Source organism: Pseudanabaena cinerea FACHB-1277 (assembly GCF_014696345.1).
GTDB lineage: Bacteria > Cyanobacteriota > Cyanobacteriia > Pseudanabaenales > Pseudanabaenaceae > Pseudanabaena > Pseudanabaena cinerea.
This window is the reverse complement of sequence record NZ_JACJPY010000109.1, coordinates 1-11,718: the sequence shown is the minus strand read 5'-3', so window position 1 is coordinate 11,718 and position 11,718 is coordinate 1. Positions and strand designations below refer to the sequence as shown.

At 44.4% G+C, this 11,718-nt stretch carries 11 protein-coding genes and 2 pseudogenes; 8 read left to right on the top strand and 5 right to left on the bottom strand.

All coding sequences use genetic code 11. The features are described from left to right. Nucleotides 1-169: 169 nt before the first annotated feature. From H6F44_RS24150 to H6F44_RS20500, 5 genes and pseudogenes are all read left to right on the top strand, one after another. A complete protein-coding gene (locus H6F44_RS24150) occupies nt 170-439 on the top strand; it encodes a restriction endonuclease subunit S (RefSeq protein WP_407681882.1) in 270 nt (89 codons plus the stop codon). After that, a complete protein-coding gene (locus H6F44_RS20515) occupies nt 429-785 on the top strand; it encodes a four helix bundle protein (protein ID WP_190352951.1) in 357 nt (118 codons plus the stop codon). The genes H6F44_RS24150 and H6F44_RS20515 overlap by 11 nt, the downstream gene beginning before the upstream one ends. 646 nt (nt 786-1,431) lie before the next feature. Next, the gene (locus tag H6F44_RS20510; RefSeq protein WP_190352950.1) at nt 1,432-1,659 is read left to right on the top strand and encodes a type II toxin-antitoxin system Phd/YefM family antitoxin; all 228 of its coding nucleotides are present in this window, start codon (nt 1,432-1,434) and stop codon (nt 1,657-1,659) included. A gap of 27 nt (nt 1,660-1,686) precedes the next feature. Next, nucleotides 1,687-1,857 (top strand): annotated as a pseudogene (locus tag H6F44_RS20505) (four helix bundle protein); the annotation flags it as partial. A gap of 19 nt (nt 1,858-1,876) precedes the next feature. After that, nucleotides 1,877-2,080: a hypothetical protein gene (locus H6F44_RS20500; protein ID WP_190352949.1), complete on the top strand. Its 204-nt coding sequence runs from the start codon at nt 1,877-1,879 to the stop codon at nt 2,078-2,080. Between the two features lie 56 nt (nt 2,081-2,136). Here the strand turns inward: H6F44_RS20500 and fabF are convergent, their stop codons facing one another. The 4 genes and pseudogenes from fabF to H6F44_RS20480 form a co-directional block, all read right to left on the bottom strand. Next, nucleotides 2,137-3,393 carry a beta-ketoacyl-ACP synthase II gene (gene fabF / locus H6F44_RS20495; protein WP_190352952.1) on the bottom strand — a complete coding sequence of 419 codons (1,257 nt, stop codon included), beginning with the start codon at nt 3,391-3,393 and terminating at the stop codon, nt 2,137-2,139. Nucleotides 3,394-3,821: 428 nt separating this feature from the next. After that, nucleotides 3,822-4,052: pseudogene (gene acpP / locus H6F44_RS20490) on the bottom strand (acyl carrier protein); the annotation flags it as partial. A 183-nt stretch (nt 4,053-4,235) separates the two neighbouring features. Then, nucleotides 4,236-6,878 carry an adenylate/guanylate cyclase domain-containing protein gene (locus H6F44_RS20485; RefSeq protein WP_190352947.1) on the bottom strand — a complete coding sequence of 881 codons (2,643 nt, stop codon included), beginning with the start codon at nt 6,876-6,878 and terminating at the stop codon, nt 4,236-4,238. 164 nt (nt 6,879-7,042) lie between these two features. Next, complete coding sequence (locus H6F44_RS20480; RefSeq protein WP_190352946.1) at nt 7,043-7,603, bottom strand: shikimate kinase; 561 nt, start codon at nt 7,601-7,603, stop codon at nt 7,043-7,045. A gap of 261 nt (nt 7,604-7,864) precedes the next feature. Between H6F44_RS20480 and leuB the strand changes: the two genes are divergently transcribed. Beyond that, the gene (gene leuB, locus H6F44_RS20475) at nt 7,865-8,980 is read left to right on the top strand and encodes a 3-isopropylmalate dehydrogenase (RefSeq protein WP_190352945.1); all 1,116 of its coding nucleotides are present in this window, start codon (nt 7,865-7,867) and stop codon (nt 8,978-8,980) included. A 160-nt stretch (nt 8,981-9,140) separates the two neighbouring features. Beyond that, nucleotides 9,141-10,217, top strand: coding sequence for a UDP-3-O-(3-hydroxymyristoyl)glucosamine N-acyltransferase (gene lpxD / locus H6F44_RS20470; protein WP_190352944.1), 1,077 nt, complete (start codon nt 9,141-9,143; stop codon nt 10,215-10,217). Here lpxD and H6F44_RS20465 read toward each other — a convergent pair. Further along, nucleotides 10,205-11,212 (bottom strand): response regulator, encoded by a 1,008-nt coding sequence (locus H6F44_RS20465; RefSeq protein ID WP_190352943.1) that lies wholly within the window; start codon nt 11,210-11,212, stop codon nt 10,205-10,207. The two genes, lpxD and H6F44_RS20465, sit on opposite strands and share 13 nt — an antisense overlap. 423 nt (nt 11,213-11,635) lie before the next feature. Here H6F44_RS20465 and H6F44_RS23665 point away from each other — a divergent pair. Beyond that, nucleotides 11,636-11,718, top strand: an 83-nt coding sequence (locus tag H6F44_RS23665; protein WP_190352181.1) for a helix-turn-helix domain-containing protein, incomplete at its 3' end; no start/stop codon positions are given.

Genomic DNA, 11,718 nt, shown 5'->3' with positions numbered 1-11,718 from the left:
TATTTATCATCTTTTTTTTTGCGTATTGGGATGATGATAACCGATATCAAACCTTGGTTATGCTTCAACTTATTGAACTTATGGCTTTAGTATTTACTAATTGATTGAAGTGCAGAAATAAATGTGAAGTTGCCTCTATACCTTTCTTTTATTTCCCGACAAGTCTAATATTGATCCTCAATTTCTTAAATATTGTCTTGATTCTATTTTTACTAATGGAATTGAGCATATTGTATTTGGCGCTGCATACAAAGCGTTAACAATTGAGAAATTAAAACAATTTAAAATCCCGCTACCCCCGATCGCTATCCAAAAAGAAATAGTCACCGAAATCGAGGGCTACCAAAAGGAAATTACGAATTACGAATTACGAATTAAGGAATGTCGGCAAAAAATCGATAAAACTATTGATAAAGTATGGTGTAGTGATGAAATCTGATAATTTAGTACAACAGAAAAGTTACGCCTTCGCACTGCGTATAGTCAGACTATATCAACATCTCACAAACACAAAAAAAGAATATGTCCTTTCTAAACAAATATTGCGATCAGGAACTAGCATTGGCGCAAATGTTGAAGAAGCTATTGGTGGTCAGTCAAAAGCAGACTTTATTTCAAAACTATCCATAGCCTACAAAGAAGCCCGTGAAACAAGCTACTGGTTAAGACTATTAAAAGATACTGATTACCTGACACAAAAAGAATTTGAAAGTATATATCCCGATGTAGAAGAACTATGTCGGATTATTGGAAGTATCCAAAAAAGCACAAAAAATAATTCGTAATTCGTAATTAATAATTCGTAATTCTTCCCACCGATTGAAATCCAAAAAGCAATAGTTGCTGAAATCCAAGCCGAGCAAGCCCTTGTTAATGCCAATCGCGAACTAATCGAGAGATTTGAGAAAAAGATTCAAACTGTCCTTAATCGAATTTGGGGAGGAGAATAATTAGGCAATCGAAAGGGAACTCTATAAGCGCAGATCCCCGACTTTTTCTTTGCGATCGCAGATAAATTGTGATAATCACAAAAAAAGTCGGGGATCTTAATCTCTATATTCTCCACAGAAAATGCAAAAACTGTAGGGGTTTAGCATTTGCGCCAATATTTTTATTCTCCAATACAATCTCAAAACGCAAATGCTGAACCCTGTTTGCTTTCACCGATAAATTGTCCCTGCGTTGTGAGGTTTTGGGCAAAGCATTCCCGAATTAAAATAGTTTAGAAATTGATAGATTGTGGCGGGAATGCTATGCCCCTACCGAATCTTTAATTTAAATCCTCTTTGCTTTCAGCGATAAATTGTAATCGAGAGATTTGAGAAAAAGATTCAAACAGTCCTAAATAGAATTTGGGGAGAAAAATAATTAGGAATTACGGAATAGAAATTATGAATTAAAATATAAATGCTCAATTCATAATTGAACAATATGCAGCAGATAGACATCACCCAAGCTCAAACCCAACTCCCGCAGCTTATGCAAATAGCATTACAAGGCGAAGAAATTATCATCACGCGCAACAATCAACCCATCCTTAAACTAAGCCAAATCCTCCCGATCGCAAAACGCAGACAACGAGGCAGCGCCAAAGGACAAATAAAAATCGCCCCTGACTTTAAAGCCCCACTCGTAGACTTTCAAGAATACATGACATGAAAATAATTGACAAAAAGTTTGATCTATATGGAGTTAATCGTCAATGGTAAAAAAGAATATGTCCTGTCAAAACAAATATTGCGATCGGGGACCAGTATCGGCGCAAATGTTGATGAAGCGATTGGAGGTCAATCAAAAGCCGACTTTATCTCAAAACTAGCGATCGCCTACAAAGAAGCCCGTCAAACAAGCTACTACACCCCGACGTAGAAGAACTATGTCGCATCATCCCAAGGGCAAAGCTGAGACAGCCAGACAGATTGCGCTAAACATGATGCGTTCCAACATATATGCGGAATTAATCGCCCAATTTACAGGACTGATCCTCAAAAAAGCCCAAAAGTTACAAAAAGTTTTTATTCAAAAATCGAAGATGCCAAAATCATCCAATCCCAAGCGATCGCCGACCTTGTGGGTTTGATGGCATTAGCAATTAGGAAATTTATTGGATGATGTTGGTGATGAGGCGATCGCGTACTAAGGCTGATATTTTTTGAACACTAATGTCACATTGTGACCACCAAAGCCAAAGGAATTAGAGGTTGCCACATTAATTGTCATTGCTCGTGATTGGTTCGGAACATAGTCCAGATCGCACTCAGGATCGGGATTATGCAAATTCATTGTAGGGGGGGCAATATCATTTTGGATCGCCAGTACTGTTGCCACTGCCTCAATGCCACCTGAACCGCCAAGTAAATGCCCAGTCATGGACTTGGTAGAGCTAACCGCGACCTTGTAGGCGTGATCGCCTAACACCTCTTTGATAGCCTTAGTTTCGGTTTTGTCATTGGCGGCAGTGCTTGTCCCGTGAGCATTGATGTAGTCCACCATATCGGGGGTAATGCCACCATCTTTGAGAGCAAGGGACATCGCTCTAATTGCGCCTTCGCCTGACGGTGAGGGCGAAGTCATGTGATAGGCATCACAGGTGCAACCATAACCTACGATTTCGGCATAGATTTTCGCGCCACGGGCTAGGGCATGATCAAGATTTTCGATGATCAAAATACCTGCGCCTTCACCCATCACAAAGCCATCGCGATCGCGATCGAAGGGGCGCGAAGCCGTAGCAGGATCATCGTTGCGCCGTGACATCGCTCTCGCTGAAGCAAATCCCGCAAAGCCAAGGGGCGTAATGGCGGCTTCTGTACCACCACAAATCATCGCCTGAGCAAAACCACTCTGCACTAACCGAAATGCATCGCCGATCGCATTTGAACCCGCCGCGCAAGCTGTCACCGTGCAGGAATTAGGTCCTTGAGCGCCTGTATGGATCGCGGTCAATCCTGCCGCCATATTACCAATCATCATGGGGATCATGAAAGGGCTGCAACGGGATGGTCCTTTGGTGCGGATAATTTCATGTTGATCTTCTAGTACCTGCAAACCACCAATGCCTGTTCCCAACAAGACCCCAATCTGCGGCGCATTTTCGGGCGTAATTTCTAAGCTAGCATCCTTTAAAGCTTGAATACTGGCACATACACCAAATTGAGCAAAGCGATCCATGCGGCGTGATTCTTTGGCAGGTAAGTAGGCAAGAGGATCAAAGTCTTTAACCTCGCCGCCCACACGACATTCATGATCCGTTGTATCAAAGCGAGTAATTTCGGTAATCCCATTCCTACCCTCGACTAAACCTTGCCAATATTCGGCGATCGTTTTACCGATCGGGGTAATTGCACCTAGTCCAGTGACAACAACGCGAGAGAGGGGCTGAGGGGTTTGCATTTCCTTGAAATTCACTATGTCAAAAAATTCATGGATAGTAAAGCTTTGCCGCAAGTCAACAAAGCTTTGAACTAAAATAATCATCGTTTAGTTCAGACGATATCCGACTGTTACACTTGGAAGCTTACCAAAATATAAGCCGTCACTTTTAGTAGGTAACTGCTCAACCCAGAAGAATCAATAAATAACAGTAGTTCATACAACTGATAAATTAGTGATTACATTTATAACCACTAATTTATACCAATTAATGAGAATAGAATTATTTAACATTCTTTTCTCCTTAAAATGTCTGAAACCGTTGTTTTTTAGGGTGAGCAATTAAGTTAGTAGTTACCTGGGTCATCTGGATTATCATCTGATGTCCAACCATGACCCCGACCTGGTGATGATGGTGATGGTGATGCTTTATACTTCACGCTGTCGCCCGCTTGCTTGCCATCAATGTAATCAACAGCATCTTGAACAGTGGCAATTTTTTCGGCATCTTCGTCAGGGATTTCAACGCCGAACTTTTCCTCTAAAGCCATTACTAGTTCAACCGTATCGAGGGAGTCAGCGCCAAGGTCGTTAGCAAAGCTGGCTTCGGGCTTAACTTCGGCTTCTTCAACGCCTAATTGTGATGCAACGATCTCTTGTACTTGCTCAAAGGTAGTCATTTAATTATTCTCTGCTTACAACCAAAAACTTTTTAGCGTTTTTCATTCTAACGGATAACGGTAGCTGTATATACACGATCGCTATATTTGCCCAAAATAAAAAATAATTGTGCTTAATTAAAACCTAGAGAGATTTTGGGAAGCGGCGCTCCGCGCCGCTTCCCAAAATCTCTCTGGACAGGATTATTTCTCAGTCAAGCGCCAAACACCATCCCATGAGTCATCGGGGGGGTAACTCAAAAAATGTTGACAACGGCTGATATGTAAATTTGCGGCTTTGTTGTGGTGATCTAACTCTAAAACTTCGGCAAATTCGGCAACTGCTTTGCTAAATTTGCGAGAGAGGTAATATGCGCGTCCTGATTGGTAATGCTCAATAATGCGAGTTTGCGACTCTGATAAAGGATCAGATTTTAGACCCACTAGCTCATAAATGCCCACAGGTTGATTTTTGCCCTTGACCTGAATGCGATCAAGCTCCCGCACCCAGAGTTTATTGCCGCAGGTTTTGTAAGTACTTTCACTGATCACAATATCTGTACCATATTGCTTGCTGGCTCCCTCTAGGCGTGAGCCAAGGTTTACGCCATCGCCGATCGCCGTAAATTCCATGCGGCGGGTGGAGCCAATATTGCCGCTAATCACTGTATCAGAGTTGATACCAATGCCAATGCGGATCGTTGCCATGTCAATTTCGGCTTGGGTTTTGGGCTTGAGCTTTTCGAGTCGTTTGATATTAAACTCTTGCAACCGATGGCGCATATCGATCGCCGTTTGCGTTGCCATCCAGCCATGATCGGGGATCGGCAATGGTGAACCAAATACTGCCATGATCGCATCACCGATATATTTATCCAGCGTGCCTTTAAAGTTAAAGACCGCTTCCACCATCGTCTCAAAATATTCATTGAGCATCATCACCACATCTTCGGCGGTCAAAGATTCGGTAATGGTGGTATAGCTGCGAATATCGGAAAATAAAACGGATACCTCCTTGCGATCGCCACCCATTTTGGCATCGCCACCCGCTAAAAGCTGTTCGGCTAGCTCTTGGGTCATGTAACGGTACATCGTACTCTTGAGGCGTTTTTCTTGGCTAATGTCTTCCATGACCACTAGCGCTCCACGCACACCTTCACCTTCATCCCCCTCGGACATAGTATTAATCGAAATATTAATACTATGCTGTTCGCCATCGGAGGAGCGCAGGGTTTGATCGGGATAGTACTGCTTACGGTTCTTTTCGTCGGAGCCTTCTAAGCTCATCTCGAACCATTTGGTAAAGTTTGCCTTTTCGATATTAACTAATTCATATACCGATCTGCCTTCAAGTAAAGCATCGCCAACGCCCAATAGGTCATAGGCACGTTCATTAGCGGCAATAATTTTGCCATGCTTGTCGGTGGAGATTACGCCATCGGAGAGGCTTCGCAAAATATCCTTTTGCATTTGCTGCTCCTGCTTGACCTTGGCAAACAGCTTGGCATTTTCCAGAGCCACACCCGCCTGTACATTGAAGACCTTCATAAAATCTTCGTCATTGCTATTAAAGCTGGCTTTGAAGCGATCGGGGGCATTGGGCCAATTGCTAGGATCATATTTAGGAAATTCGCCGCGCTGCACTTTGTTAACTAGTTGGGTGACACCAATCAGCTCTTTATTGGAATTAAAAATTGGCATACAGAGCAAACTACAGGTGCGATAGCCATTGTCCTGATCAAACTTCATGGAGTTATTGGCATCAGGATGGTTGTAAAGGTCAAAGGGAATATTTAAAACTTCACCCGTAATCGCCACTCGCCCCGCAAAGCCCACGCCCATCGGTACGCGTAGTTCTTTGGTTGTGCCGTCACTTCTGATGATTTGTGTCCAGAGGTCTTGGCGATCACGGTCAATTAACCAGAGCGTACTGCGATCGGCATTCATCAGCAGCTTTGCCTCATCCATCACTTTTTTGAGGGTGGCTTCGAGGTCTAAACTTTGACCGAGAGACATCGCGGCTTTCATTAGGGCATCTGCCGCCCTCTGCTTTTGCGCCGCCGAATAAAAAGCTTGCGAACTTTCGAGAATCAAGCGCATCGAAGGGGCAAACTGGGCAAATAGGGCTTGATCCTCTTCGGTGAAGCCAATATTATCAACCCGCTCTTCGAGGGGCAGCGACTCATCATGAATCCGCAATTTATTGATGAGCTGCACCACTGCCACTAATTGATCATTGTCGTTGAGCAGGGGCATTGCCAGCATTGTGTAGGTGCGGTAGCCCGTGCGCTCATATTGTTTTTTGGCTTGGGCAGAGCGCGGATCATCAAAAAAGTCAAAGGGAATATTGACGATATCGCCAAAAGTAGCCACTTCTCCCGCGATGCTGGTGGGTTCCGTGGAAATGCGAATCTCGATATTTTTACCATCTTCTCCAGGTACGTTTGTCCAGAGTTGATTTTTATCGGCATCTAATAAAAAAATTGTGGTGCGATCGGCTGATAGTAATTCGCCAATTTTGCCGCGAATTGCTTGCAGCATCTCGTCAAGGATTACATCAAAATCCGTATTGAGCATTCCCAAGGTTTGATTGACGATGCGTAACCTTTGCTCAACTTCGGTGACTACTTGACTGAATTTTTCGGGGGTAAGGGGGGCTAGTACCGAGGCGAAATTGCCGCCTGTGGTCACAGTCAAAGCACTAGAGCCAGTGGAGTTAGGGGTGACAACTGGTGCTGGGGTAACTGCTAAAGCGGTTTGGTGTTTGCTAGAAGATTCGCTCTCGGCAATCACATCAATCGTGGTGTTAGTATCTGTGGGTATGCGCGAAGGGGATGATGGTGTCATATCAGCACTAGGATTTCTGTGAGTCCCAACTAGGTAAGTAGCCTACATAAAGCCGATTATTGCCAATCTAAAGAGCATATACTAACACTCCTAAGTTCATAATCGCAAATCGATGAGTATGGAACATCTAAAAAACAAGGCTTTTTTGAAATGCTTTTTTAATGTTATATGCTTTGTTTGAGGCGATCGGGGTTAATGCGGCTATCGATCATGGTGAGGAGCCGATCGCTGACTTGTTCAGGGGTTTCGTCAGGGCTGACAACGATGGAGATGTCGGCTTGGGCATAGAGATCGCGCCTTTGTTCATCTAGCTCACGGAGGCGCTGAAGTGGATCGGCGGTTTGCAGCAGTGGGCGCGGCTCCGATGATTGGCAGAGGCGATCGTACAAAATTTCCACAGGCACATCTATCCAAACGACAATGCCATCGTGAAGGTGTGACCAATTTAGCGATCGCATGACGATACCACCACCCGTGGCGACGACTAGGCGTGTATAGGCAGCAACCTCAGCAAGAACTTGCTGTTCAAGATCCCGAAACTTTTCTTCGCCATCTTCGGCAAAGATCGCAGGAATTGATTTGCCTGCCGCCTGCTCAATCAGGTTATCGGTATCAAGAAAATTGTAATTTAAGCTGGGATTTAGCTTCTGAGCTAGGGCTTTGCCGACTGTGCTTTTGCCAGCACCCATCATACCGACTAAAAAAATATTGGTTCCGTTAAGCATTCAGTTAAAAATTGAGTTAAGTTTTGGGGCTAGTCATCTGTAAAAGGAGGTCTGCCAAGTTATCACAGCGATATTGCTCAAACCCTTGATGGGCTGTAACTTGATGGGCTGTAATCAGGCAGTTCATTAGCTTGTTTTTAAAGTTTGTTTTAAAGTTTGTTTTTTCATGGGTCAGCAAAAAACTATAGTATACAGACGCAGCATTAAGAAATGGTGTAGTCATTTGGTATTTTAAGAGATCTGTATTTTAGTGATTGTCCTATGTCTGAAGCCCCCGAAGTTAACGCCCAAAAGTCTTTTAAAAATTACAAAATAACCCTGCTACCTGGTGATGGCATTGGTCCTGAAATCATGAAGGTGGCTGTGGCGGTCTTGCAGGCGATCGCCCCCAAATTTGCGATCACCTTTGAGTTTGAGACGGCTCTAGTTGGTGGGGCGGCGATCGATGCGATGGGAAAACCCTTACCCGATGAGACTTTGCAATTGTGCCAAAATAGCGATGCAGTACTTTTGGCGGCTGTGGGCGGTGAAAAATGGGATACTATGCCGTCACACCTCAGACCAGAACAAGCTTTGCTAGGATTGCGAGCGGGCATGGGCTTATTTGCCAATTTGCGTCCTGCTCAGATTTTGCCGCAGTTGATTGATGCTTCGACCCTCAAGCGTGAAGTTGTAGAAGGGGTGGATATCTTGGTGGTACGCGAGTTGACGGGGGGGATCTATTTTGGCAAGCCGAAGGGGATTGTGGCAGATGAAAATGGTGTGAGGCGTGGCTTTAATACGATGGTTTATACCGAGCCAGAAATAGATCGCATTGCCAGAGTTGCCTTTGACGCAGCCCAAAAGCGCGGCAGAGTTGTTTGCTCTGTTGATAAGTCTAATGTTTTGGAAGTGTCGCAGTTATGGCGCGATCGCGTGAGTGCGATCGCCTCTGACTATGCTGATGTGAAGCTATCACATATGTATGTAGATAATGCGGCGATGCAGATTATTCGTAACCCCAAACAATTTGATGTGATTTTGACTGGTAATTTATTCGGGGATATTCTTTCTGATGCGGCGGCAATGCTGACGGGCAGTATCGGTATGTTGCCATCAGCAAGCCTTGGGGAGTCGGGTAAACCTGGCTTGTTTGAGCCTGTGCATGGTTCAGCCCCTGATATTGCAGGTAAGGATCTGGCTAATCCCCTAGCGCAAGTGTTAAGTGCGGCGATGATGTTACGCTATGCCTTTAATGAAGGGGCGGCTGCCGATGCGATCGAGTCAGCAGTGAACCAAGTTCTTGATGCTGGTAAGCGTACTGGTGACATTATGGCAGATGGTTGTGAGAGGGTCGGTTGTGTGGCTATGGGGGAAGCTTTGCTAGCCGCCATTTAGCTATCCATTACCCCTCAAACGAACCACAATAAAAATCTTGAAAGTGTCGCAAAGCAAGATTTTCAAGATTTTTGTTGATTTGGGTTTGAGCGCTTTGCGCTGTAAGTAAGCTCAAGGCAAGGTATCATCATTAAACTGATGTCGCCTAATATAGCCAATCATGACCCCAAAAATTTCTTTTCAGCTTTCAGAAATTGTAACTGAATTTGCCAAAGCTCTACCTGATTGTCAACTCGACTCTCAGGGGCTTGACCCAATCATCTCAGGCGTAGCGGCGATCGATAAAGCAAAGTCTGGAGAGATTACTTTTGTGTCTTCGGCTAAATTTGTTAACGCGCTCAAAGAGACCCAAGCTAGTGCCGTTATTCTTGATCTCAAAACACCGTCCCATCTTCCCTGTATTCGTACTTCTCATCCACGCATTCTCTTTGCCAAGGTTCTTGAGAAGTTTTATCAACCCCCCAACCCTCCCATTGATATTCATGCAACGGCGATTTTGGGTGAAAGTGTGCAGTTAGGAAGCAATGTGGCGATCGCCCCCTATGTTGTCATTGGCGATCGCGTCAAAATTGGTGATAACGTCACCATTTATCCCCATGTGACTATTTACAACGATGTGGAAATTGGTGCAAATACAACTATTCACGCCAACTCCGTAATTGGCGATCATACTCAAATCGGAGCAAATTGCATTCTCCACCCTAGCAACATAATTGGTGGCGATGGCTTTGGCTTTGAACTAGCACCCGATGGCACATGGTACAAAGTACCGCAAACGGGCTATGTAATTATTGAAGATCATGTGGAACTAGGATGTTCCTGTGCTGTCGATCGCCCTGCGGTGGGGGTAACGATAGTTCGTAGGGGTGCAAAACTAGATAACTTTGTGCAGATCGGGCATGGGGTAGAGGTGGGAGCGCATTCTGTTTTAGCCTCGCAGGTGGGCTTGGCAGGTGGGGTCAGCCTTGGGCATCATGTGGTTTTGGCGGGGCAAGTGGGCGCAGCAAATCATATCCATATAGGTGATGGCGCGATCATTGGTGCTAAATCAGGGATTCCTAGCGATGTTCCCGCAGGCGTAACCCTAATGGGCTACCCAGTCGTCCCTGAAAAAGACTGGAAACGCATCGTTATTGCCGAGCGACAGTTACCAGATTTGTTGCGGACAGTGCGTAAACTAGAGCAGAGAATTAGTGATCTAGAAGCACAGCTTAATTCCAATGATCAGCCTATTTGATAGGTTTGATTTCTGCCTAGCTCCTTGGCGCGATATAGTGCATAGTCCGCCGCCGTTAACAATACTGAAGGATTAGAATCTAGCTTAGGAATTAAGCTGGTTACGCCCATACTCAAGGTGACATATTGACTCACCGCCGAGTCTTGGTGAGGAATAGCCAATTCTCGCAGCTTCTGACGGATAATTTCGGCAACTGCCATCGCTCCTGCAACGTCAGTATTGGGCAGAACCACCACAAATTCTTCGCCACCATACCTTGCAGCCAAATCCGCAGGGCGGCGCACCGATTGTTGAATCAACGCTGACACTTTCTTCAGGCAATCATCCCCCACAATATGCCCATAGGAGTCATTGTAATTTTTAAAAAAGTCAATATCACACATGATCAATGCTAAAAATAGCTGTTCCCTAGCTAATCTCTGCCATTCCTGTTCTAAATACTCATCAAAGCAGCGCCGATTAGCCAATTTAGTCAAACCATCCAGATTAACCAATCTTTCTAACTGGACATTTGCCTCTTGGAGCATAGCCTCTGCAAGAATGCGATGACTGATTTCTTCTTTAAGGAGTTCATTCTGTTCTTGCAGTTGTTTTTGCAATTTGCGAAGGGTAATCTGATTATCAACTCTTGCCAAAACTTCAGCAATTTGAAAAGGCTTAGTGATGTAATCGACAGCACCCACTGCAAATGCCTGTACCTTGTCTAAAACCTCATCCCGCGCACTAATAAAAATGACAGGAATCTCACGGGTGCGATCGCTTGCCTTGAGGCGGCGGCATACTTCAAAGCCATCAAGATTAGGCATATTAATGTCTAGTAGCACCAAGTCAGGCAACTCTGCGTCAATGTTTGCCAATGCCAATTCGCCATCTGCTGCACCACGCGCATCGTAACCTTTGCGTGTCAACATCGTAATTAGCAAATGCAAATTTGGAGGCGTATCATCTACGACTAGAACATAATCTTTTTGGGGGATAGTTTCAGTCGATTGCATTAGCTTGTTATTTGGATGCCTTAGATGTTTGGATAGGTAAAAGATATTTGTACTATATCTCTATTTATTTGACCGATTACACTTTAATCACAATGCAATCACAATACAGTATTGCAGAAATGTATCGTAGCTAATCCAAGCAATACAGCCTATTGAGGCTTTGAATAGTACAGAAAAATTTTTGAGTATTGGCGTTTTGAGCAGATCTTCAAAAACTCTTTGTTTTTTAAGTCCGCGCAAGGCACTGCAACACTTCTACGCATTATAGCTACACTCATTCTTGCTAGGGCGTAAAACCAAAAAATGAATGGTAGCACTTTTTACTGCCATTCGCTTATCAGAAAAATGGGTTTAAACCCCCGCCGTTCTAGGGCGGCTTTATATTAGTTAGATATCTTACAAAACAAGTAGTATAATGTAAGTATGACTCAAAAAGCTTTCAAGTACCGATTCTATCCAACTCAGGCGCAAGAAAGCTTGCTCAGGAGGACGATGGGTTGCGCTCG